Annotated in this window: 22 protein-coding genes; 11 read left to right on the top strand and 11 right to left on the bottom strand. The window is 63.7% G+C overall.

What is annotated here, in order from left to right; genetic code table 11:
* Positions 1-10 precede the first annotated feature (10 nt).
* The 4 genes from EPD80_RS01625 to EPD80_RS01610 form a co-directional block, all read right to left on the bottom strand.
* Positions 11-1,465, bottom strand: coding sequence for a 2-hydroxymuconic semialdehyde dehydrogenase (locus tag EPD80_RS01625; RefSeq protein ID WP_142808885.1), 1,455 nt, complete (start codon positions 1,463-1,465; stop codon positions 11-13).
* Between the two features lie 82 nt (positions 1,466-1,547).
* Positions 1,548-2,492 (bottom strand): catechol 2,3-dioxygenase, encoded by a 945-nt coding sequence (locus EPD80_RS01620; protein ID WP_142804800.1) that lies wholly within the window; start codon positions 2,490-2,492, stop codon positions 1,548-1,550.
* A complete protein-coding gene (locus EPD80_RS01615; RefSeq protein WP_142809339.1) occupies positions 2,480-2,878 on the bottom strand; it encodes a 2Fe-2S iron-sulfur cluster-binding protein in 399 nt (132 codons plus the stop codon). Before EPD80_RS01615 ends, EPD80_RS01620 begins: the two co-directional genes overlap by 13 nt.
* A 66-nt stretch (positions 2,879-2,944) precedes the next feature.
* The gene (locus tag EPD80_RS01610; RefSeq protein ID WP_142804801.1) at positions 2,945-3,382 is read right to left on the bottom strand and encodes a GlcG/HbpS family heme-binding protein; all 438 of its coding nucleotides are present in this window, start codon (positions 3,380-3,382) and stop codon (positions 2,945-2,947) included.
* Positions 3,383-3,506: 124 nt separating this feature from the next.
* Here EPD80_RS01610 and EPD80_RS01605 point away from each other — a divergent pair, with 124 nt between their 5' ends.
* A complete protein-coding gene (locus EPD80_RS01605) occupies positions 3,507-4,208 on the top strand; it encodes a GntR family transcriptional regulator (protein ID WP_142804802.1) in 702 nt (233 codons plus the stop codon).
* Between the two features lie 22 nt (positions 4,209-4,230).
* On the opposite strand, the gene EPD80_RS01600 is transcribed toward EPD80_RS01605, so the two are convergent.
* The 6 genes from EPD80_RS01600 to EPD80_RS01575 form a co-directional block, all read right to left on the bottom strand.
* On the bottom strand, positions 4,231-5,286 hold the full coding sequence (locus EPD80_RS01600; RefSeq protein ID WP_142804803.1) for an NADH:ubiquinone reductase (Na(+)-transporting) subunit F: 1,056 nt from the start codon (positions 5,284-5,286) through the stop codon (positions 4,231-4,233).
* 28 nt (positions 5,287-5,314) lie between these two features.
* On the bottom strand, positions 5,315-5,674 hold the full coding sequence (locus tag EPD80_RS01595; RefSeq protein ID WP_142804804.1) for a phenol hydroxylase subunit P4: 360 nt from the start codon (positions 5,672-5,674) through the stop codon (positions 5,315-5,317).
* A gap of 67 nt (positions 5,675-5,741) precedes the next feature.
* Positions 5,742-7,295 (bottom strand): aromatic/alkene/methane monooxygenase hydroxylase/oxygenase subunit alpha, encoded by a 1,554-nt coding sequence (locus EPD80_RS01590; RefSeq protein ID WP_142808882.1) that lies wholly within the window; start codon positions 7,293-7,295, stop codon positions 5,742-5,744.
* Positions 7,296-7,316: 21 nt separating this feature from the next.
* Complete coding sequence (locus EPD80_RS01585) at positions 7,317-7,586, bottom strand: MmoB/DmpM family protein (RefSeq protein ID WP_142808880.1); 270 nt, start codon at positions 7,584-7,586, stop codon at positions 7,317-7,319.
* An 11-nt stretch (positions 7,587-7,597) separates the two neighbouring features.
* Entirely contained in the window at positions 7,598-8,593 is a 996-nt protein-coding gene (locus EPD80_RS01580; RefSeq protein WP_142808878.1) for an aromatic/alkene monooxygenase hydroxylase subunit beta, read from the bottom strand.
* A gap of 29 nt (positions 8,594-8,622) precedes the next feature.
* The gene (locus tag EPD80_RS01575) at positions 8,623-8,880 is read right to left on the bottom strand and encodes a phenol hydroxylase subunit (protein ID WP_142808876.1); all 258 of its coding nucleotides are present in this window, start codon (positions 8,878-8,880) and stop codon (positions 8,623-8,625) included.
* 354 nt (positions 8,881-9,234) lie between these two features.
* On the opposite strand from EPD80_RS01575, the gene EPD80_RS01570 reads away from it, so the two are divergent.
* Both EPD80_RS01570 and EPD80_RS01565 read left to right on the top strand, forming a co-directional pair.
* Entirely contained in the window at positions 9,235-10,914 is a 1,680-nt protein-coding gene (locus EPD80_RS01570; RefSeq protein ID WP_142808874.1) for a sigma-54-dependent Fis family transcriptional regulator, read from the top strand.
* Positions 10,915-10,954: 40 nt separating this feature from the next.
* The gene (locus EPD80_RS01565; protein WP_142808872.1) at positions 10,955-11,536 is read left to right on the top strand and encodes an RT0821/Lpp0805 family surface protein; all 582 of its coding nucleotides are present in this window, start codon (positions 10,955-10,957) and stop codon (positions 11,534-11,536) included.
* A gap of 13 nt (positions 11,537-11,549) precedes the next feature.
* Here the strand turns inward: EPD80_RS01565 and EPD80_RS01560 are convergent, their stop codons facing one another.
* Positions 11,550-12,461, bottom strand: a complete 912-nt coding sequence (locus EPD80_RS01560) for an alpha/beta fold hydrolase (protein WP_142808870.1) — start codon at positions 12,459-12,461, stop codon at positions 11,550-11,552.
* Positions 12,462-12,527: 66 nt separating this feature from the next.
* On the opposite strand from EPD80_RS01560, the gene gluQRS reads away from it, so the two are divergent.
* From gluQRS to EPD80_RS01520, 8 genes are all read left to right on the top strand, one after another.
* Positions 12,528-13,445, top strand: coding sequence for a tRNA glutamyl-Q(34) synthetase GluQRS (gene gluQRS / locus EPD80_RS01555; protein ID WP_142808868.1), 918 nt, complete (start codon positions 12,528-12,530; stop codon positions 13,443-13,445).
* Positions 13,446-13,477: 32 nt separating this feature from the next.
* Positions 13,478-17,119, top strand: coding sequence for a bifunctional proline dehydrogenase/L-glutamate gamma-semialdehyde dehydrogenase PutA (putA, locus tag EPD80_RS01550; RefSeq protein WP_142808866.1), 3,642 nt, complete (start codon positions 13,478-13,480; stop codon positions 17,117-17,119).
* Positions 17,120-17,218: 99 nt separating this feature from the next.
* Positions 17,219-18,310: a branched-chain amino acid ABC transporter substrate-binding protein gene (locus EPD80_RS01545; protein ID WP_142808864.1), complete on the top strand. Its 1,092-nt coding sequence runs from the start codon at positions 17,219-17,221 to the stop codon at positions 18,308-18,310.
* A 29-nt stretch (positions 18,311-18,339) separates the two neighbouring features.
* Positions 18,340-19,254, top strand: coding sequence for an ABC transporter permease subunit (locus EPD80_RS01540; RefSeq protein WP_142808862.1), 915 nt, complete (start codon positions 18,340-18,342; stop codon positions 19,252-19,254).
* Complete coding sequence (gene livM / locus EPD80_RS01535; protein ID WP_142808860.1) at positions 19,254-20,540, top strand: high-affinity branched-chain amino acid ABC transporter permease LivM; 1,287 nt, start codon at positions 19,254-19,256, stop codon at positions 20,538-20,540. Before EPD80_RS01540 ends, livM begins: the two co-directional genes overlap by 1 nt.
* Positions 20,537-21,349 carry an ABC transporter ATP-binding protein gene (locus EPD80_RS01530; RefSeq protein WP_142808858.1) on the top strand — a complete coding sequence of 271 codons (813 nt, stop codon included), beginning with the start codon at positions 20,537-20,539 and terminating at the stop codon, positions 21,347-21,349. Before livM ends, EPD80_RS01530 begins: the two co-directional genes overlap by 4 nt.
* A complete protein-coding gene (locus tag EPD80_RS01525) occupies positions 21,342-22,052 on the top strand; it encodes an ABC transporter ATP-binding protein (protein WP_142804816.1) in 711 nt (236 codons plus the stop codon). Before EPD80_RS01530 ends, EPD80_RS01525 begins: the two co-directional genes overlap by 8 nt.
* On the top strand, positions 22,049-22,969 hold the full coding sequence (locus EPD80_RS01520; protein WP_142808856.1) for a DMT family transporter: 921 nt from the start codon (positions 22,049-22,051) through the stop codon (positions 22,967-22,969). The genes EPD80_RS01525 and EPD80_RS01520 overlap by 4 nt, the downstream gene beginning before the upstream one ends.
* Positions 22,970-22,974 lie beyond the last annotated feature (5 nt).

Here is a 22,974-nt window from a genome sequence, read left to right as displayed (position 1 = left end):
GCCCTCGCCTTCACAGTTTGACGCAGATATTCTTGAGCTCGGTGTAGAACTCGAGCGAATGCACGCCTCCCTCGCGGCCGATGCCGGATTGTTTCATGCCGCCAAAGGGGGTGCGCAAATCACGCAGGAACCAGGAATTGATCCACACGAGGCCGGCCTCGATCTGGCCGGCGACGCGGTGCGCCCGGCTGAGATCCTTGGTCCAGATCGAACACGCCAGTCCATAGTCGGTGTCGTTCGCCCGGGCGATCACTTCGTCCTCATCGTCGAACGGTTGGATTAGAGTGCAAGGGCCGAAGATCTCTTCCCGGGCGATGGGAGAATCGTCGCCCAGCCCGGTCCAGATGGTGGGCTCGATCCAGGAGCCGCCGGCGAGATCCGGCGGCATGTCGGGAATACCGCCGCCGGTGACCACGGTGGCACCCAACGCCTTGGCTTTTTCGTAGTAGGAGAGCACCTTGCGGCGATGCTCGTGGGAAATGAGCGGGCCGAGGTTAGTCTCCGGATCCTCGGGGCGTCCCAGCTTGAGGTTCTCAGCACCTTTCTTGAGCGCCTCGACGAAGCGCTCGAAGAGGGGACGTTCGACGTAGAGGCGCTCGGTACCCAGACACACTTGACCACAGTTGGCGAAGACCGAACGCATCGTCCCTTCGATTGCCGCGTCGAAATCGCAGTCGGCGAAAATGATGCCGGGATTCTTGCCCCCCATCTCGAGCGAGACGGGGCGCGCTCCATGGGCAGCCGCCTTCATGATGACTTCGCCCGTGCGCGTCTCGCCGGTGAAGGTGATGGCATTCACTCCCGGGTGGGTGGTGACGTACTCACCGGCCGATTGCGGGCCGAAGCCATGCACGACGTTGTAAACCCCTTTGGGGATGCCGACCTCGTTCATCACCTCCCCAAGGAGCGTGGCCGTCTGCGGCGTCTCTTCGGAGGGTTTGACCACCACCGTGTTGCCACAGGCCAGCGCAGGGCCGACTTTCCAGGTCATGAGCAGCAGCGGCAGATTCCACGGACAGATCACGCCGACCACGCCGATGGGACGCCGCACCGCATAGTTGAGCGCCCCTCGGCCATCGGGCGTCGGCGTTTCGAAGAATTCCGTCGGTACGTTCTTGACGACGTCGGCAAAGATTTTGAAGTTGGCCGCGCCGCGAGGAATGTCGATATGGCGCGCGAGGCTCATCGGTTTGCCGGTGTCGGCACATTCGGCCGCAAGGAATTCGTCGAAACGCCGATTGATGCCATCGGCCACAGCATAGAGCAGCTCGGCGCGCTCGGCCACCGTCAGCTTACCCCACGGACCTTTCAGGGCGGCACGGGCCGCCTGCACCGCGGCGTCGACTTCGGCTTGTCCCGCCTCATGAACCAAGGCGATCACCCGGCCGTCGACGGGTGAGCGTTTCTCGAACGTCTTGCCGGTGGCGACAAATTCACCTTTAATAAAGTTACTGATTTCTTTCATAGTAATACTCAATTTGGATAAATGATCGCAGCAGAGCAACAAGCTAGGCCCCAAGACGGGGCCCGAGTTAATTACCGTATCCTCAAGTATAAACTTCCGTAAATGACGGCACTGGTTCACCCGTATGATAAAAAATGCCATTCCAGAGCTTGTCCTCCGTCCAGGTCGTCACCGGACGATCTGGCTGGGCGAGATAACCGAGTCCAGCAAAAGTCTCGTTGCGGTTTCCGCTCGGGTCGAAGAAATAGATCGTCGCCCCCCGTGTGATGCCGTGTCGCGTGGGCCCCACATCGATCTTGGTGCCATGTTTGCCCATCACGTCGGCCGCTTTCAAAATGTCGTCCCAGGAATCGAGGAAGAAGGCTATATGGTGCAGCCCATTTCTCGGCCCGCCGACGAAGGCGATGTCGTGCGGCGTGCTGGTGCGCGCGAGCCAAGTGGCCGCCTGCATCGCGCCGCCCGGACCGACCACCACTTGTTCGACGAGGAAGAAATCGAGCACTTCCTGCATGAACTTGGTATTTTCGGCCACCCGGTTGATGCCTTTCTCCGGATTGAGCTCACACATCAAAAGGCAATGATCGAGCCAGTGCGCCCCCGCCCCTTTGAGTCCGTCTGGCCACGGATCGGGATTGACGGTACCCACATCGGTGCCGACATACTCTTTCGTGGCGTAGAGGCGCATTTCATGGCCGCTGGGCAGAGAAAATTTCAGCATGCGCCCGGTCGAAGGAAGACTGCCTTCGGGCAGCATCTCGGTGGCGATGCCATAGTCCTCGATGCGTTTTTGCAGGATATCGAGATCCTCCTCTTTCTCAACTTTGTAGGCGACATGGTTCAAACCCGCCCGATCAGAAGGGGTCAGAATCAAAGAATATTTGTCCCATTCGTCCCAGCACTTCAAATAAACGTTTCCGTCTTTGTCTTTCATGACGGTCTTCAAACCCAAGACGTCCTCATAATGCCTCAGCGCAGCATCCATATCCATGACCCGCAGGCTGGCATGGCCCATTCTCAAGACTCCCATGATGCTCCTCCTTTTTTCGTGCGTAAAACGTCCTGTTGTGTGGTGAAACCATGAAAAAATGATCTCTGCATCTTTCCGACCACCTCCAGCGTGACCGCTCCTTTCGGCGCGGCACGGCACGCCAAGGTGTATCCCTCGCTCTCCTCCTCCTTGCTGACATGAGCCCTGCTGATTGGCCCGAGACTGACCACTTCACCGCGAACTACTTTGACTTTGCAAATACCGCAGCCACCGCCGAGGCAACCTACGGGGATTCCCCTGCGGCCGAGGCGACACATGCCGGCAAGCAGCGTCTCGTTTTCACTGCAGGCGTACACCTCACCGGTTTGAACGAGCAGGACTTCATGGGATTCTTTTTCAGGCTCCGGCGCAGGGTTCGAAGTCATCTCGTCCCCCAAGGCAAGTTCTATCGTCTCCATCCTTTTTCTCCTCACGGCATGCTGCCACGCGGTTCATCGAACCGTCGCCCCGATCCCCAAGGCCTCAAGCGCGGCATGGGCGCACTCTTCGTCCTGTGAGGCGGAAGCACCAGAGACACCAATGCCGCCAATGACCCGATCACCGAGGCGGATCGGCACCCCGCCGCCAAAAAAAATGAGTCCGGCACGCGAGGAAAAGCCAAGTTTCATCGCCTCGTCCTCGCCGCAGACCGACAGCCAGGCCGAGGTCGGAAAACCGAAACCTGCCGCAGTGCGCGCCTTGTCGATGGCCAGTTCGATCGATTGGGGGAAGGAGAGCGGCATGCGCAGAAAGGCGACGAGCAAGCCAGAAGCGTCGCACACGGCGACGTTGATCCGCACGCCCAGCTGTCGCGCGTGTTGCACGGCGGCACTGACGGCTGCTTGCCCGGCTTCGCAACTGAGCGTCGTCGTCGGAACTTCTAGCTCCATTTCCATCTCCTTCCTCCGTATCGATTATTATTTTTTTCGATTTAAACATAGAATCTCGAGATTTTCAAGTACCTCTTGCAACCGATTCCGATACAATGCGCACTGACGTCCTTTGACTTCTTCCATGAACGATCGAACCATTTTCTCTGCCCCCGAACCAACCACCCTCGTCGAAGCGGCCTATCAGCGTCTGCGCGACGATATCGTCGAAGGCATCCTCGCCCCGGGTGAGAAACTGCGTGTCGAACACCTCAAGGACCGCTACGACGTCGGCGCGGGCACACTGCGGGAAGCGTTGTTGCGCCTGGTCTCCGATGCCCTCGTGCTGGTACAAGGTCAACGAGGGTTTCGCGTCGCTCCTATCTCCTTGACGGACTTCGAGGACATCACCCGCACCCGCGTCCTGATCGAAACCGAGGCCCTGCGCCAGTCGATCCAAGCCGGTGACGAGGAGTGGGAAGCGAATCTCGTCTCCGCTTTTCATCTCCTGAGTCGCGCCGAGGAGCGTCTGGCGCAAGATCATGGAGCCGTGGCCGAATGGGAAACGCGCAACCGCATCTTCCATGAAAGTCTCATCCAGGCTTGCCCCTCCCGCTGGTTGCATCATTTCCAAGCCATCCTCTATCGTCAGTCGGAACGCTACCGCCGTCTGAGCGTGTTTCGCCGCCCCATCCCGCGCGACGTCCATGCGGAACATCACGCCCTGTTCGAGGCAGCCTTGCGGCGCGACGCGGCGCAAGCCACGGCCTTGTTGCGAGACCATATCTTGCGCACGCTGGAAGCCGTACGGCGCATGCCGCGAGATTTCTTCACCTTGAACCCTTGAGTCGGCCATTCGGCGTCTCCGTTCACAGGCTACGAAAGAGCGGACTACGCACTTGCTGGGCATCGGCCGCCGAGATGAACTTTTCGGTATGGATGTCCCGCTCGTAGAGTCGCCCTTGCATGAGCGTGGCGATGCACGCCTCGATCATTTTGGGCGGACCACACAGATACGCTTTGTGGCCGCGGAAATCGCCGCCGAAAGCCTCTTTGGCTGCCTCATGTACGAAGCCACGAAACCCATCCCATGAAGACTCGGCCGGTTCGTCGGAGAGTGCCGGCACATAGCGGAAGTTGGGGTGGCGGCGGGCCAATTCGAGAAACTCCTCGTGGTAATAGAGTTCGTCGCGACGTCGCTGGCCATAGATGAGGGTGATGTTGCGCCGATCCCCTTCTTCCAGCAGGTCGAGGATCATGGAGCGCGGGCTCGATAGTCCCGATCCTCCCGCCATGAAGATCAAGTCGCCCGGGGCGGACTTGCGCACGAAGAAGCGACCGTAAGGGCCGGAGAGGCGGATACGGTCGCCTTCGGCGAGCTGCGTGTGGATCCAGGTCGTTCCTTCCCCGCCGGGCACGAGGCGGACGTTGAGTTCCACCTCTGTTGCCTGCGAAGGAGGATTGGCCAGCGAGAACGCTCGCGTGAGGCGTCCTCCATCGATCTCGAGGTTGATGTACTGTCCTGCCTGGAAACGCAGCGGCTCGTCGAGCGTGATGAACACGCCCTTGATGGTCGGCGTCAGATCCACGAGCCGGCTGACGGTACCGGTATAATCGCGCACCGGGATGATCTCGGCGTCGGGCTCCTCGTCGATCTCCGCTTCGATCACCACGTCGCTTTCCAGCCGGGCACAGCAGGCGAGTGTTTTTCCTTCTTCCCGTTCGAAATCCATCAGCGCGAAGTTCGACGCCTCGCCATGATCGACTTCCCCTTCCAGCACCTGTACCTTGCACGTGGCGCATAAACCATGGCAACAGGCATGTGGCAACCAGATACCGGCGCGAAGTGCCGCATCGAGGATGGTCTGCCCCTCCTCGACCTCGATCGTCTGCCCCAATGGTTCTATCGTCAGCTGATGGCTCATGCCGTCCTCCCCGAGGTTCGTATCCTGGTCAGCTGCACGATCCGGCGATGCCGGTCAAACCAGGCGTACGAAAACGGATCACATCCTTATGGCGCAATCCATTTGCTTCCAGACTTTCGTCCCATTGGGGCTGCCAGGGTTGGCCAGACTTGAACCACTGCACCGCGGCCCAATCGATGCGGGCGAAATCGGGGTGGTAGCTGTACGCAGGAGGCAAGACCTTTTCTACCAGATCGCGGAAAGGCATCGAGGGAGGCAAGGGAAAAGCGAACGGTGCGCAAAACAGCAGATGGTCTTCCCAGCCCACGTAGAGGAGGCGATTCCCGTGGAATTTCTCCTCGAGGTCGAGCGGTTCGAACGAATATTCACCAATGGCGGCAACAGCCATGTCGGTCTCCTTCCTGAAAGGACGACGGTTGACACCGTCGTCTCGTGTTTTTCATGGATGATCGGATTCAAACGTTACGGGTCGCTTGGGCGCGCCAGGCGGCAAAATTCCTCTGGTCTTCGGAACCCTCGAAATCGAGATTATCGCGACCGTGGATGATGTTGTACCACTGCAATACCGCCTTGAGCGGATCGAATCCTTCGGCCGTGGGATCGGTTCCTTCGGGAAAACAATTGCCCTGGTAGATCTGGTGTACCGGAAGCCATGCCTGGACGTATTTTTCCGGCTCGTGCTCGAAGATCTCCTTGCAGTGGTCCGAGCAGAAGTGGTACTTCATGCCTTTGTAATCGGTTTCGCGGTAGCAGATCTTGGTCGGGTCGCCCGGCTCGGTAAAAAACAAGGGAACCTGGCAGGTCTGGCACAGCATGGGTAACGTGGTGTTGTAAAAACGGTTCCCCTTGGCCGCCTGCTCACGCCAGAAGTCGAAACGTGGCCGGTAGTATTTGTCGAAGCTGTCGGGATACTTGGCCGAGAGCCACTGCATCTCGTCCTCATTCGGCAGCCAAGTATGGAACGCGGTGGCGGCGGTGTAGTTGTAGAAGGTACACCACGCCTGATGCGAGAGATGATCTTTTTCGAAAGCAATCGTCTCGGCGCACTTCGGCATGCGAATGCCGTAGCGGGCCAGGTCGCGGAAGAGCGCCCCTCCGTTTTCCTCAAAGTAGATCTCCCACGCCTCCTTCCAGCTCATGGTGCGCTTGGGCAGCATGTAGTCCATCATCATTGCCACGAGGGTCAGCACCCGATAGCCGCGCCAAGTCCATTTGTCGATCCAGCGCTGCACGATGGGAAGATTGGCCGGATCCTGTTCGAGGATGAACTTGATCACCTCCAGCCCCAGCGTCATGTGCCGCGCCTCGTCGGATTGGGCCGAAAAACCATAGGCCATCGTTCCCATGTCGCCGTTGTAGGCCGCCCCCGAGACGAAGGGCACGAACAGCAGGTTGGTGAGCACGTATTCGAAGGAAAAGCCGATGGCGACGATGAACTCGAACGGTCCGGCGGTGATGGCATCGTCGAAGAAAGACTTGGGTACCGAGAGATACCAGACCCGATCATGCCATTTGCGAAAATCGTGGAATCCGTTGTAATACTTGTTGTAGTTGGAGATGGCGTGGACCTGGGTCTGGAAGTGCCGCATCTCGTCGAGCGACTGCATCAGGCAGGCGACGCGCGGCCCCGGACCGGGAAACGCTCTGCCCACATGGGCAAAACCGCGATGTGCCATGTATTCGAGGGGGCTGACGCCGGTGAGGAAGAGTTTTACGGTGTTGATGTAGCGCGCGTCGGTGACGTTGAGATGCCCGTTGTTCTGCGCATAGGCATCGATGATGGCGTAGAGCTTTTTCTCCTTTTCCGCCTGATACTTCCAGTAGGCGTCCATCGTCAGGCGAAACGGGTCTTCCCAGCGGTCCCAATCGTGAATCTTGATCCCCTCGTACTGCACATAGGGATAGATGTCCTCCATCTTCTGGTACGTCGGGGTCCAGTCGAGATCCCGCGTCATGACCTGGTATTTTTCCTTCAGGCCAAGTTTCTTTTTCGCTACCTGCATGTCCATGTCGATTCCTCCTTTGGGGATTCAGTTTTTCCAGGCAAGTATCATCTGATCCTCGTCTTCCTCGATGTTGCCGGACAACGAGATCAGATTGATGTGCAACTCCTGCAGATCGAAATCACGCCCGAGACGCTCTTCGATCGAGCTGCGTTTGACGACGAGCCGTCCATCGGCGTCGATCTTCACCATGGCCGGAGCCTCGTTGACGCGCGCATGGGGGTTGTCCTCGACGATCGCCTCGATGATGGGGCGGGTTTCTTCGTTCGTCTGCAAGGCGATGAATACGGTCGACATCTCTTCCTCCTTCAGGCCGACAGGCCGATCTTGGCCAGTCGCTGGGCGAATCCTTCCATTACCTCATCGAGCAGCGCCGGCGCTTGCTCGGACACGGCGATCGCCGCTACCGGCAACAGAGCCTCCTTCGCCCGGGGAAGCCAAGCATCGACCCAGTCCTGCACGACGGTGCGGTTTTCCTCCGATTCGGCCACGATCGCCTTCATCGTCGCATCGACCCACTTGCGCGTCTCCGCCGACCATTGCGTCATGAACTGGGTGAGCATGGCGATCGCCGCTCCACCGCGGGCAGCGAAGATCTGATCGATGATCGTGTCGTAGACCAGGGGATAGAGCAGCCCGTCGAGCACGAGGTTTTGCACCGTGTGCAGTTCGAAGGGATCCTTGACGACGAAACTGTCCTCGACATAGCGGCGCAAGGGCTGCCACACCGGATCGTTCGTCCAAGCCTGCTTGCCAGCCGCAAGGGATTCGACATCACCCAGTAGCAAACCGATGCGCGTGAGATACTGGGCGATTCCGAGCTGGTCCATCGATTGGTAGATGGCCGCCTGGGCCGTCATGCCGCCATAGGCGTAGGCGCAGACGGCGGCATTGTTCATGTTCGCCCCCCAGGCCACGTGGCGCAAGGGCACGAGCAGCGCGACGGCGGCCTGCCGTACGTCCTCCGGCAATGTCTCGACCAGGCCGCGCGATTCGACGAAATCGAAATTGGCCTCCGCCGTATCCTGCTGCCGGGCCCGGGCGCTGGTATAGGCACCGTAGTAGAACTGGCGCGGATCCTTGAGCGCATCCCAGTCTTTCATGCGGATCTTCGTGCGTCGCACGTCGAAGATCTCATGTTCCGGGTCCCAGGTCGGGCGGTAGTGGAAAACGTCCTTCGGTTGGATGCCGAGGCTGCCTTCGAGGTAGCGCGACACCGGCTTGTCGGTGCCGAGGTATCGGGCGATATGATCGAACGTTTGGCGCAATGGCTTGATCGTCACCGTTCGCAGATCGATTTGCATGAAACATCTCCTCCTTGTTTGAACGAGGCTCAGCGAAACCGCTGCTGTGCCGCCTTGTGCATGTTCCAATCCCAATCAGAAGGGGATTCTTCCCGCTCACCTTCCCTCAGGCGAATCACCCCTTGTTCTTCGCAAAAACGCTCGAACGCATCGGCGGGCAGCAGCATGTCGACGCACAGCTGCGGCTCACCGATGGCAAACTCGAAGACCACGAGGCCATCGGCACGCCGTTCCAGCACCCGAACGAACTTACGCTCGACGTCGAATTCCTGTTCTGGATTTTCCATGCCATGACTCCGCTCATGTTGGCCATCAATCATTAGCAAATCTCGTGCCAACAAATAATCTCCTGCAAAAACACGTGTTCTCGAGATTTTTGTCACTATGCAGTTGATCATTTGATCAAAAAGACCAATAGACTTTATTATTTGATACACAGAATTTATTGCACTGCAGCGTGAACTCCGGGGCGGACGATCCGCCGCCTCCCCGAAAATCTCCCGGAAGAGCCTGTATCATCAATAAACGGATCGCTCGAAGAACCGGCGCGACGGGACAAGCAAGAACCATCCGGTGTGTCGCTTCGTCGAACGTTCCGGGAATTCACGGCGCGCAGACGCCGATCACACGGGGGAGGAGAAATGACAGTGATTCAGTACCCGGAAGGCTCCGATCTGCGCAGCCTGCTGCGTTTCCTGCCCGAAGACGGCTTGATTTGGCTCGGCGAGCACCGCATGCTGTTGCTGCACGTCGGGGCGCTCGCCGCCCTGCGCAAGGAGCTGGTTACTTCGGTGGGCAAGCTTCAGGCACGCAGGCTACTGACGCGAATGGGGTTCGTCTCGGGCATGCGCGATGCGGAACTCGCCAAGAAGACACGACCGCACAGCACGCTAAGGGATGCCTTCGTCGTCGGCCCCCAGCTCCACATGCTCGAAGGCAGCGCCGGCGTCATCCCCCTCAAGATCGAGCTCGAGGCCGATACGTTCCATGGCGAATTCGCCTGGGTTCATTCCTGGGAGGCAGAGGCTCACCTGCAGGTCTTCGGCGCGAGCGAGGAGCCGGCCTGCTGGATGATGATCGGTTACGCTTCCGGCTACACCTCCGCATTCATGAACCGCTTCATCCTGTTCCGGGAAACCGCCTGCGCGGCGATGGGGCACGAACACTGCCACATCGTGGGCAAACCGGCGGAAAAATGGGAAGACGCTCCGGAGCTGATCCATTTTTTCGAAGAAGACCCCATCGTTGGCCGTTTGCTGGAACTGCGTGAAGAGATCGAGGCGATGCGCAATACCCTGGCCGAACCGCGCCGCGTGCCCGATCTCATCGGTACCTCTGCCGCGTTCCTGCGTGCCTACGATCTCGTGGCCCGGGCCGCGTCCACGCAGGTGACCGTTTTGCTGCTGGGCGAAACCGGCGTGGGCAAAGAACGCTTCGCGCGTACGCTGCATGAGCTCAGCCCCCGCAAGAACGGGCCTTTCGTTGCCGTCAACTGCGCGGCCATTCCGGAAGAACTGCTCGAATCCGAGCTCTTTGGCGTCGAGCGTGGCGCCTTCACGGGCGCCCACGCCCCACGTGCCGGCAAATTCGAACGGGCCGATGGCGGCACGCTCTTTCTCGACGAGGTTGGGGAGCTCTCGCTCTCGGCCCAGGCGAAGCTCCTACGGGTGCTGCAAGAAGGGGAAATCGAGCGGCTCGGCGGCGAGCAGGTACGCAAGATCAACGTCCGGCTGGTGGCCGCCACCAACGTCGACTTGCAGCAGGCCGTCGAATCAGGGCGTTTTCGCCGTGATCTCTTCTATCGGCTCAACGTCTATCCGATCCATATCCCGCCGCTGCGCGAGCGCATCTCCGACATTCCCCTCCTCGTGGAAGCGATGATCGAGCGTTTCCAGAGTTTGCATGGCAAGAAGATTGCCGGCATCAGCGACAAGGCCATGCTGGCACTCAAGGCGTACCGCTGGCCGGGCAACGTGCGCGAACTGGAGAACATGATCGAACGCGGCGTGATCCTCGCACCGAACCATGGCATCATTGAAATAGAGCATCTCTTCGTCGGCAAAGGCACTGAAGGACCGCCCGCCCACGTGCTTGGCGTGAGCGGAGGTCTGGAAGAAAACACCGGGGAAACGCACGCCGCCCTCGCCGACACACTGATCGAACGGGGGATTCCCCTCGCATCCTTCGAACGCCTGGTATTGCAGCGGGCGGTGGAACGCGCCAAAGGCAATCTCTCGGCGGCAGCGCGCCTGCTCGGTCTGACCCGGCCGCAACTGAGTTACCGCTTGAAAAAAGAAAGCACCGCGGCCGACGACGTGTGATAATCCCGCATCGTTCGGTACGGCATCCTGGAGTATTTCGATGGGACGTCCTCTTTCACGCGGCATCCTGATTGCCGCCGTAGCCACCTTCCTCTCCTCTGCACTGCCGGCCCCCGTGCTCGCCGACCCTCCCCCCTGGGCCCCGGCCCACGGCTGGCGCAAGCAGCACGACCCGCTCTATCTGGGGTACTCGGGGAAGAAATGGGGCAACGATTTCGGCATCTACGCCGGCCGCTGCAATCGCGAGGCGCTCGGTGCCGCGCTTGGCGGAATGGCCGGCGCCGCCGTGGGTAGCCAAATCGGCGATGGTAGCGGTCGGGTGGTGGCGATCATCCTCGGCAGCGTACTCGGGGCCGTGCTCGGCGCCGAACTGGGACGCCAGATGGACGAAGAGGATCGGGCCTGTTTCGGACACACGCTGGAGCTCGGCAAACGGGGACAGACCGTGAGCTGGCGTACTCCTTATGGCGTCACCTATGCCGTCACCCCGCTGGATGAATTCGTCCGCGATGGGCGCAAGTGCCGTCATTACGAGACGGTGATCACCCGCGACGGGCGCAAGGAGAAAGTCCGCGGCAAGGCCTGCGCCGTGGGTGAAGGTCGCTGGGAAGTGATCGACTGAACCGCCGAGGGCGTCAGCCCGGAATGCGCACCGTCCGAGCGATGAACTCCCCCAGCGCCTGCGCCACGGCCTGCGGCTGTTCGTGGTGCATCATGTGTCCCGCTTCGGCGATCGACCGTCCCTCCCAGTGGCGAAAACACGCCTTGCGCTCCTCCCAGTCGGCAGCGAGCCGACGAGGGAATTCCGATTCTTCGCCCCATAGCCACAGGCAAGGCGCGGTGACGGCGCGCCAGCAGGACTTGGCTTCCTCCAGACGATAGGGGATGGGATTGAGGATCTTGTGCCGCGGATCGGCGCGAAAAGCAAGTCGCCCCTCCGGCGTTTGCCGCAGCCAGGAGGCCGCCACGAAGCGCGCCCGATCGAGCGGCAGACGAGGGTGCCGCCGGCACAGGCGCTGTGCGAATTCCTCGATCGATTCCGGGGCGTTCAAGGTGGGCGGCGCTGCGAGCTGGTCGAGCCAGCTGCAATAACGCTGCGGTGCTTCTTCGGGGCGATGTTTCGGCAGACCAAAGCCTTCCAGCAGGGCGAGCGCGCGCACGCGTTCCGGGCGAATGCCGGCATAGAGCCCGGCGACATTGCCCCCCATGCTGTGTCCGACCAGCACCACGTCTTTCCCGGGCGCGAGCACATCGAGCAGCGCCTCCAGATCCGCCAGATAGTCCGGAAACCAGTATCCGTGGGCACACCAGGCGCTATCGCCGAAACCGCGCCAGTCGGGGGCGACCAGGCGGTAGGGTAGCGCCTGATCGAGCAGCACATCGACCACGAACTGCCAGGTGGCGCCGCTGTCCATCCAGCCGTGCAAAAGGAACACGGGTAGCCCTGCTTCCGGCCCCCATTCGCGCACGCACGATTCCAGACCCCGCAGCGGCAACTGCCGGATGCGCGGCGTGTGTCGCGACCGGTATGCAACGGGTTTCTCCATGTTTCGTCTCCTTTGGTCCGTAGTAGGATGGGGCCTGCCATTTTTTCACTCTCGTTGCCAGACCGCATGGCAAACCCTGTCGCCCCTGCATCCGTCGTCGGCCGATTCGCCCCTTCCCCCACCGGGCGGCTGCATTTCGGCTCGCTGCTGGCGGCACTCGCGAGCCATTGTGATGCAAGATCGCTCGGCGGGCGCTGGCTCGTGCGCATCGACGATCTCGACGCGGCGCGCGTCGTCCCCGGGATGGACGCCGATATTCTGCGCACGCTCGAAGCCTACGGTTTTGCCTGGGACGGCGAAGTCGCCTACCAGAGCCGAAATCTGGCGCAGTACGAGGCCGCGTTCACGAGGCTGCACGACAAGGGGTGGATCTATCCCTGCGGCTGCAGCCGCAAGGACCTCGCCGAGGCGCCGCGGGCGATCGACGGCAGCACGCTCTACCCCGGTACCTGCCGCGAGGGGTTGCCGCCGGGCAAAGCGGCGCGAGCATGGCGTTTCCGCGCCGAGGGCTGCGTGAGCTTCGACGATCGTATCCAGGGGCGCGTCGCCGAGGATCTGCCGCGCGAGGTGGGCGACTTCGTCGTCAAGCGCGCCGACGGCGTTTTCGCCTACCAGCTCGCGGTGGTGATCGACGATGCGCTCGGCGGCGTGACCAACGTGGTGCGCGGCGCCGACCTGCTCGGCTCCACCGCGCGCCAAATCGCCCTGCACCGCGCGCTGGGGCTGCCCGTGCCGCGCTACGCGCATCTGCCGGTGGCCGTCGACGCGCGCGGCGACAAACTCTCGAAGCAGACGCTCGCCCGCCCGTTAGAGGCCGCCGAGGCGAGCGCGCGCATCGCACAGGCGCTCGACTTTCTCGGCCATGCGCCGCCGGCGGAACTGCGCGGCGCCCCGCCTGCCGAACTCCTCGCCTGGGCGGTGGCGCACTGGGACATCGGCAAGGTGCCCGCGATCCGCCAATACTACCATCCAGATACTTTATAATCGGCGCACCCCTTGATCCTGCGGGAGACGCCATGAGCTTCACTCCCCCGTCCGCGGCCCCCGCGGACCCCCGGCGCGACATCATCGCGCTTGCCACCCGGCCACCCGAGCCGGACTGTGTACCGACCCGAATCGACGAGGCCACCTTGCCTGCCGAACTCTCGCCGCGCATCGAAGGTTTGGCCGCGGCGCTCGCCCGGGCGTTGCGCGAGCGCCAGCGCAAGCAGGGCGGCGTGGCCGCGCTGATGGCCGAATTCAGCCTCTCCAGCCGCGAAGGCGTGGCGCTCATGTGCCTTGCCGAGGCGCTGCTGCGCATCCCGGACGCCGCCACGCGCGATGCCCTCATCCGCGACAAGCTCGCGCGCGGCCAGTGGCGCGAGCATCTGGGCCGCAGCCGCTCGATCTTCGTCAATGCCGCCGCCTGGGGCCTGGTCGTCACCGGCAAGCTCGTCTCCCTTGCCGAGGAAAAGGCGCTTTCCTCCGCGCTCACGCGCCTGCTCGCGCGCGGCGGCGAGCCGCTGGTGCGCAAGGGGCTGGACGTGGCCATGCGCCTGCTGGGTGAAACCTTCGTCACCGGCCGCACGATCGAAGAAGCGCTCGAGCGCGTGCAACCGCTCGAACAGAAAGGATTCCGTTACTCCTTCGACATGCTGGGCGAGGCGGCGATGACGGCGCAGGACGCAGCGCGTTATCTGGCCGATTACGAACACGCCATCCACGCCATCGGCCGGCGCGATGCCGGACGCGGCGTGGTCGACGGCAACGGCATCTCGGTGAAGCTGAGCGCCCTGCACCCGCGCTATCACTGGTCGCAGCCCGACCGCGTGCTCGCCGAGCTGCTGCCGCGCCTGCTGCAGCTGTGCCGCCTCGCCAAGCGCTACGACATTGGACTCAACATCGACGCCGAGGAAGCCGACCGGCTCGAACTCTCGCTCGACCTGCTGGATGCGGCGCTCGCCGATCCCGAGCTCGCCGGCTGGCAAGGGCTCGGATTCGTCGTGCAGGCGTACCAGAAACGCGCGCCTTTCGTCATCGACTGGGTAGTGGCCCGGGCGCGGGCGCGCGAGCGCCGGCTGATGATCCGTCTCGTCAAGGGCGCCTACTGGGACAGCGAGATCAAACGCGCCCAGGTCGACGGACTCACGGGCTATCCCGTCTATACGCGCAAGGTCTACACCGACGTCTCCTATCTCGCCTGCGCCAAACGGCTGCTCGCCGCGCGCGACGTGATCTATCCCCAATTCGCCACGCACAACGCCCATACGCTCGCGGCGGTCTTTCACCTGGCCGGCGAGCGCTGGCAGCCGGGCGATTATGAATTCCAATGCCTGCACGGCATGGGCGAGCCGCTCTACGAGTCGCTCGTCGGGCACCCCGAGCGGCACCGACAGGTACGCATCTATGCGCCAGTGGGCAGCCACGAGACGCTGCTCCCCTACCTCGTGCGCCGCCTGCTGGAAAACGGCGCCAACACCAGTTTCGTCAACCGCATCGCCGCCGACGTGCCCCTGGAGACCCTGATCGCCGACCCGGTGGCGCGCGCCCGGGCGCTGGGCGGTGCGCCCCACCCCAACATCCCCGTGCCGCCCGAGCTCTTCGCGCCGCAGCGACGCAATTCGCTGGGACTGGATCTCGCCGATCGCCCCACCCAGCGCCGGCTCGCGGCGCGCATCGCCGCCGACAAGACGATCCGACGTACCGCGAGCCCGCTCGTCGCAGGAGCGGCGGGCGAGGGCACCTTCCGTCTGCCCTGCCGCAATCCGGCCGATGCCGCCGACGTACTCGGCGAGGCGATCGAGGCTGACGATTCGACGATCGAAGCGGCCTTGGAGATCGCCGTTCGTGCCCGCTGGGGTGCGACTCCCCCGCCGGAGCGTGCCCGACGACTCGAGGCGGCGGCCGATGCCCTCGAAGCCCATACCGATGCGCTGCTTGCCCTCATCGTGCGCGAGGCCGGCAAGACTTGGGCCAATGCCGTGGGTGAGATCCGCGAGGCGGTCGATTTCTGCCGCTATTACGCCGCCGAGATCCGTCGCCTCGCCACCGACGCGCCCGAGCTCCAACCCTTGGGGCCCGTGGTGTGCATCAGCCCGTGGAATTTCCCTTTGTCGATCTTCGTCGGCCAGATCGCGGCGGCACTTGCGGCAGGCAATGCCGTGCTCGCCAAACCGGCCGAACAAACGCCGCTCACCGCCTTCGAGGCCGTGCGGCTGCTGCACGAAGCGGGCATCCCCGGCGAAGCGCTGCAACTCCTGCCCGGTCGCGGCGAGACGGTAGGGGCGCGACTAGTGGCCGATCCCCGCGTGCGGGGGGTGATGTTTACCGGCTCCACCGCCGTGGCGCGTTTGCTCCAGCGCACGCTGGCCGCACGTGAGGAGGAAGTCCCGCTCATCGCCGAGACCGGCGGGCTCAATGCGATGATCGTCGACTCGAGCGCCCTCACCGAGCAGGTGGTGGCCGACGCGATCACTTCCGCTTTCGACTCGGCCGGACAACGCTGTTCGGCCCTGCGCGTCCTCTGTCTACAAGAGGAGATTGCCGACAAGACCCTGACCATGCTGCTCGGTGCCCTGCGCGAGCTGCGTTTGGGCGATCCGCGAGATCTGCGCACCGACGTCGGCCCCGTGATCGATGCCGAAGCCCAAGCCGCCCTCGAAGCGCACGTCGAACGCATGGCGCGTGCCGGTCATCGCGTCCATCGGCTGGATCCTCCGCCGGCAGGATGCGCCACCGGCACCTTCGTCGCCCCCACCGTGATCGAGATCGACCGCATCGAATCCATCGGAGGTGAACGTTTCGGCCCCATCCTGCACGTGAAACGTTTTCGTGCCGAGGCGCTCGACACTCTGCTCGAGGAGATCGATGCCACGGGCTACGGGCTGACGATGGGCATCCACAGCCGCATCGACGGCACCGTGGAATTCATCGCCCAACGCGCCCACGTCGGCAACCTCTACGTCAATCGCACCATCATCGGTGCCGCAGTGGGCGTGCAGCCCTTCGGCGGCGAAGGGCTCTCCGGCACGGGCCCCAAAGCCGGAGGACCGCTCTACCTGTTGCGGCTACTCGCGCACGCGCCCGAGCCGCGCTTTCCTCAGGCACGGCTCTTGCACGAGCCTCCCGATCTGGCCCCCCTGAGTGACTGGTTGGAAAGGCAGGGCGAAGCGCTCTTCGGCCCGGAAGCCAAGCAGCGGCTGCTCACGACGCTCGAGGCTTGGCGCGAACGCTCGCTCGTCGGCAAGGAATTGCGCTTGCCCGGTCCAACCGGCGAGGAGAATCGCCTGCGATTCCTGCCGCGTCGCCTCGTCGGCGGTTTCGCCACCACGCTCGAAGGCTACGCCGAACAGATCGTGACGGCGTTTGCCAACGATACCCCCCTCGTGCTCCCCCGAACGCCGGAGACCGAGCGCATCCGGCAGAGTCTGCCCGAGTCCTTGCAGGCACGCTGCCGCTCGAGCGAAGATCTGCTCGCCGAACCCATCGACTTGCTGCTCTTCTCGGGCGAGGCCGCCCTCGCCGTCCTGTGGCGAACCCGGCTTGCCGAGCGACCGGGGCCGATCGTGCCCCTGCTCACCCCACCCTACCGCGCCGAGCGGCTGATTCACGAGCGCAGCCTCAGCATCAACACGGCCGCCGTGGGCGGGAACGCGAGCCTCATGACGCTGGAGGATTGAGGCGGGAAAACCCCAATAGGCGAGCACCGCGGCGCGCGCTATGCTGTGCGCCGCGTCCTCGCCCCGTCCTTTGCCACACCGAGAAAAAAGGAGACCTCCATGACCCCTTTGCGCACCCTCGTCCTCGCCGCCGGTCTGACCGTGCCCCTTCTTGCCCATGCCGACTGGCTGGTGGGCGTGGCCGGTCCCTTCACCGGCCAATACGCCTCCGCCGGCGACCAGATCAAGAAAGGGGCGGAAGCGGCCGCTGCCGACATCAACGCCAAGGGCGGCGTGCTCGGGCAGAAGATCAAACTCGAATACGGCGACGACGCCTGCGATCCCAAACAGGCCGTGGCCGTGGCCAACGCCCTCGTGAACAAGAAAGTGCAGTTCGTACATGGCCACTGGTGCTCCAGCTCCACCATCCCCGCCTCCGACATCTACAACGATGCCGACATCCTCATGGCCACCGTGTCGACCAACCCGCAGGTGACCGAACGCGGCCTGAAAAACATCTTCCGCATCATGGGGCGCGACGACCAGCAAGGTTCGGTGATCGGACAATGGATCGCCAGCAAATTCAAGGACAAGAAAGTCGCCGTGCTCGACGACAAGAGCGCCTATGGCAAGGGGCTGGCCGACGAGATCGCCAAGGCGATGAAAGCCGCCGGCAAGGAACCGGTGCTGCGTGAATCCATCACCGCCGGCGAAAAAGATTATTCCGGCATCGTCACCCGGCTGAAGAACGCCGGCGTCGACGTGCTCGCCTACGGCGGCTATCACACCGAGGTCGCGCTGCTGCTGCGCCAGGCCGATCAGGTGGGGCTGCCGCTGGTCGTGGTGGGAGGCGACACCATGACCAACTCCGAGCTCGTCACCGCTGCGGGCCAGCTCGCCGATCGCGTCTACTTCACCTTCACGCCCGATCCGCGCAAGAATCCGCAAGCCGCGCCCATCGTCGAGCGTTTCCGCGCCGCCAAGATCGAACCCGAGGGGTACGTGCTCTATGCCTACGCGGCCCTGCAGCTCTTCGAGCAGGCCGTAACCCAAGCCGGCGGGGTCGAGCGCGCCAAGCTCGAGCCGGTGCTGCGTCGAGGAAAATTCGACACGGCCATCGGCACGCTGGAATTCGACGAGAAAGGCGACTTGAAGAAGCCGGCCTTCGCCGTCTATAAGTGGACCGGCGGCAGCTACGACTACGCCGAGTAAGCTCAACGGACGCTGGAGGGGAAACGCCTTTGGGTTACGCGCTGCAGCAACTCATCAATGGCCTGACCTTGGGGGCAACCTATGGCCTCATCGCCATCGGTTACACGATGGTGTACGGCATCATCGGCATGATCAACTTCGCCCACGGCGAGATCTACATGATCGGCGCCTTTCTCTCGGTGCTCACCTACGTGCTCTGCACCGCACTGGGGCTCGGGCCCACGCCGCTCGTGTTACTCGCCATGCTCTTCGTGTCGATCGCTTTCACCGCCCTCTATGGCTGGGCGGTCGAGCGCATCGCCTACCGCCCCTTGCGCGGCGCGCCACGGCTCGCCCCCCTCATCTCCGCCATCGGCATGTCCATCTTCCTGCAGAACTACGTCCAGCTCACCCAGGGGGCGCGCATCAAGTCCGTGCCGCCCCTGTGGCAAGGCAGCCTCTCCCTCTGGTCGGCCGACGACTTCCCCGTCACCATCGGCTGGACGCAGCTCACCGTGGTCGTCGTCACGCTGATCGTCATGACCGGATTCGCCTGGATGATCACGCGTACCGCCTTCGGCCGACAACAGCGCGCCTGCGAGCAGGATCCCAAAATGGCCGCCTTGCTGGGTATCGACGTCGATCGCACCATCTCGCTCACGTTCATCATCGGAGCAGCACTGGCGGCCGTCGCCGGAATGATGGCGGTATTGCAATATGGCGTGATCGATTTCACCATCGGCTTCATCGCCGGCATCAAGGCGTTCACCGCCGCGGTACTCGGCGGCATCGGTTCCATTCCCGGTGCCATGCTGGGCGGCCTGCTCATCGGCCTCGTCGAGGCGTTCTGGTCGGCCTATCTCTCGCCGGAGTACAAGGACGTGGCCACCTTCTCCATCCTCGTGTTGGTGCTGCTCTTTCGCCCCACGGGGCTGCTGGGCAAACCCGACGTGGAGAAAGTGTGATGACCGCTGCCGCCCTTGCTGCGCCTTCGCCGCTTGCCCTGCGCCTGCGCGACGCGCTCGCCGTCACGCTGCTCGGCGGCTTGCTCGCCCTGCCCTTCATCGGGCTCGTCACCGTCGAGGAGGGAGGAGCGCTCGCCGTGCGCACCCGCTGGAGCGCGTGGGCCATGACACTCGCAGCGATCTTCTTCGGCAGACTGGCGCTGCGGGCGGCGCTCGATGCCTGGCACACCCGCAGGCCGGCCCGCAAGCGCGCCGCCTTCTCGAGCACGGACGCCGTGCTGCGCCGGGCTGCCGGAACGAGCCTGCTGGCGGCGGCGCTCCTGCTGCCGGTTTTTTTCGGCGACAACCGCTATGTGATCGACACGGCCACCACCTTGGGCATCTACGTGATGCTCGGTTGGGGGCTCAACGTGGTGGTGGGGCTCGCCGGGCTGCTGGATCTGGGCTACGTCGCGTTCTACGCCGTGGGTGCCTACACCTATGCGCTGCTATCGACCCAGTTCGGCTGGAGCTTCTGGGAGGCGCTGCCGGCGGCGGGCGCCCTGGCGGCGCTCTTCGGCATTCTGCTCGGCTATCCGGTGTTGCGGCTGCGTGGCGACTACCTCGCCATCGTCACCCTGGGTTTCGGCGAAATCATCCGCGTCGTGCTACTCAACTGGACTTCCTTTTCCGGCGGCCCCAACGGCATCGGCGGCATTCCCCGGCCCAGTTTCTTCGGGCTGCCGTTCGCACGCAGCGCCGAGGGGCAAACCTTCCATGAATTCTTCGGGCTGGAATTTTCGCCCATGCACCGCCTCATCTTCCTCTACTACCTCATCGTCACCTTGGCGTTGCTCACGCACGCCCTGGTCAGCCGCCTGCGCGTGCTGCCCACGGGACGAGCCTGGGAAGCGCTGCGCGAAGACGAGATCGCCTGCAAGTCCCTGGGGATCAATACCACCACGGTCAAGCTCTCGGCGTTCGCCACCGGGGCGATGCTCGCCGGCTTTGCCGGCGTCTTCTTCGCCGCCCGGCAGGGATTCATTTCGCCGGAGAGTTTCACTTTCGCCGAATCGGCCACGATCCTCGCCATCGTCGTGCTGGGCGGCATGGGGTCGCAGCTCGGCGTGGTGCTGGCCGCGGCGGTGCTGGTCGTACTGCCGGAAGTGGGGCGCCAGTTCGCCGACTACCGCATGCTCGTCTTCGGTGCGGCCATGGTCACCATCATGGCGGTGAGGCCCATGGGCCTACTCGCGCGGCGCGAACCCACCGTGCGCCTGAACCCGGCGCGGAGCAGCGCGCCATGACGCCGCTCGTCACGGTAGACCACCTCGTGATGCGCTTTGGCGGCATCACCGCCATCGACGGGCTCTCGCTGCAGGTGCCGCGCGGAGCGATCACCGCCATCATCGGCCCCAACGGAGCGGGCAAGACGACGCTCTTCAACTGCCTCACCGGTTTCTATCGCCCCAGTGCCGGTCGCATCCTGCTGCACGAGGACGATGGCAGTGAGCGCGACCTCACCCGCCTCAAGGGTCACCGCATCGCCCGCGAGGCGCGCATCGTGCGCACGTTCCAGAACATCCGCCTCTTCGGTGGCATGACGGTGCTGGAAAATCTGCTCGTGGCCCAGCATCAGGCGCTCACGCGGGCGTCGCGTTTCGCCCTTGCCGGTTTGCTGCACACACCGGGCTATCGGCGTGCCGAACGCGAGGCGATCGAACTCGCCCGGCGCTGGCTCGCCGAGCTGGGGCTCACCGCCTTTGCCGATACGCCGGCCGGTGCCTTGCCCTACGGCACCCAACGCCGCGTGGAAATCGCCCGCGCCCTGTGCGCGCGACCGCGCCTGCTGTGCCTGGATGAGCCGGCCGCCGGCCTCAATCCGCGCGAATCGGCCGAGCTCAAGGCGCTGCTCACGGCGCTGCGCGACGCACACGGCCTGACGCTGCTCTTCATCGAGCACGACATGAGCGTAGTGATGAACGTGTCCGATCACGTGGTGGTGATGAACTTCGGGCGCAAGATCGCCGAAGGGCCGCCCGAGGCGGTGCGCCGCGATCCGGAAGTGATCCGTGCCTATCTGGGCGAAGAAGACGAAGAGGCCGCCGATGCTTGAATTGCAGCACGTCAGCGCCCACTACGGCCCCATCCAGGCACTCGCCGAGGTCGACCTGGTGGTGCGCGCCGGCGAGATCGTCACGCTCATCGGCGCGAACGGCGCCGGCAAATCCACCTTGATGACGACGCTCTTCGGCACCCCGCGCGCGAGCAGCGGCCGCATCCTGCTCGAGGGCGAGGACATCACGGCGCTGCCGCCGCACCGCATCGCGCGCCGCGGCATGGCCCTCGTTCCGGAGGGGCGGCGCGTCTTCGCCAAGATGAGCGTCTACGAAAATCTGCTGCTGGGGGCCACACCGCTCGACGGAGCTCACGTGGAAGAAAACCTGCGGCGGGTCTTCTCGCTCTTTCCCGTGCTCGAGACGCGCCGCGCCCAACGTGCCGGCACGCTCTCCGGCGGCGAGCAGCAGATGCTGGCCATCGGGCGGGCGCTGATGAGCGAACCACGCCTGCTGTTGCTCGACGAACCCTCGCTGGGGCTCGCGCCGCTCGTCATCCGCACCATCTTTCGCACCATCGTCGCCCTCAACCGCGAACACGGTCTCACCATCCTGCTGGTGGAACAAAATGCCCGGCAGGCATTGAAGATCGCGCACCGCGGCTACGTGCTGCAAAACGGACGTATCGTGCTCGAAGGCAGCGGTGCCGCCCTGCTCGCCGATCCCCAGGTGCGCGCCGCCTACCTCGACGCTGCCTCATGATCGAACGCCGGCTGCTCGCCTATCTCGTCGCCGTGGGTGGGATGTTGTCGATCGCCGCCGGAGCGATCTGCGCGCGCCTCGCCCAGGGCGAGGGCGTGGAATCGCTCGCCGTGGCCGCCTGGCGCCTCACCTTCGCCGCGCTCGCCGTGGCGCCGGTGGCGCTCTTCTTCGACCGGGCCTCGCTGCGTGCCATGACCCTGCGGCAAATCGGCCTCGCACTGCTCGCCGGCATTTTCCTCGCGCTGCATTTCGCGCTGTGGATCCGCTCGCTCGCCCTGACTTCGGTCGCCTCGAGCACGGTGCTGGTCACCACCAACCCCATCTGGATCGCCCTCGTGGGCTTCCTCTTCCTGCGCGAGCGGTTCAACCGCACGCTGCTCGCTGGCATGGCGCTCGCGCTCGCCGGCAGTCTGGCCATCTTCTGGAGCGACCGGCACACGGGCGGTGCCGATTCCCTATGGGGCAACTTCCTCGCCCTTGCCGGCGCCTGGTGTTTCTCGGCCTACCTACTCCTGGGCCACCGGCTGCGGGCGCGGCTCACGCTACCGGCCTACGTCTTCAGCGTCTATGCGAGCGCCGCGATGCTCCTCATGCTCGCCTGCCTGCTCACCGGCACACCTCTATCGGGTTGGTCGGTCAAGGGCTGGGAGGCGCTCCTGCTCCTTGCGCTGCTGCCGCAGGTGGTGGGGCACACGGCCTACAACTGGTCGCTGCGCCACGTCTCGGCCGCTTTCGTGGCCATCGTCACCTTGGGAGAACCCGTCGGCAGCAGCCTGCTGGCCTGGCTCGTGTTCGACGAGCGGCTCGGCGGCCTGCAGGCGCTCGGTTTCGTGCTGCTGCTCCTGGGCATCGGCCTCGCGGCGCTGGGCGAGAATCAACGCACCGCCGCCCGCGCGCTCGCCGCCCAAGAAGGCTGAAACGG

It is taken from the genome of Tepidiphilus olei (genome assembly GCF_006980705.1).
Taxonomy (GTDB): Bacteria; Pseudomonadota; Gammaproteobacteria; order Burkholderiales; family Rhodocyclaceae; genus Tepidiphilus; species Tepidiphilus olei.
The sequence above is the reverse complement of the archived record's forward strand: the minus strand, read 5'-3'. Positions and strand labels throughout refer to the sequence as shown.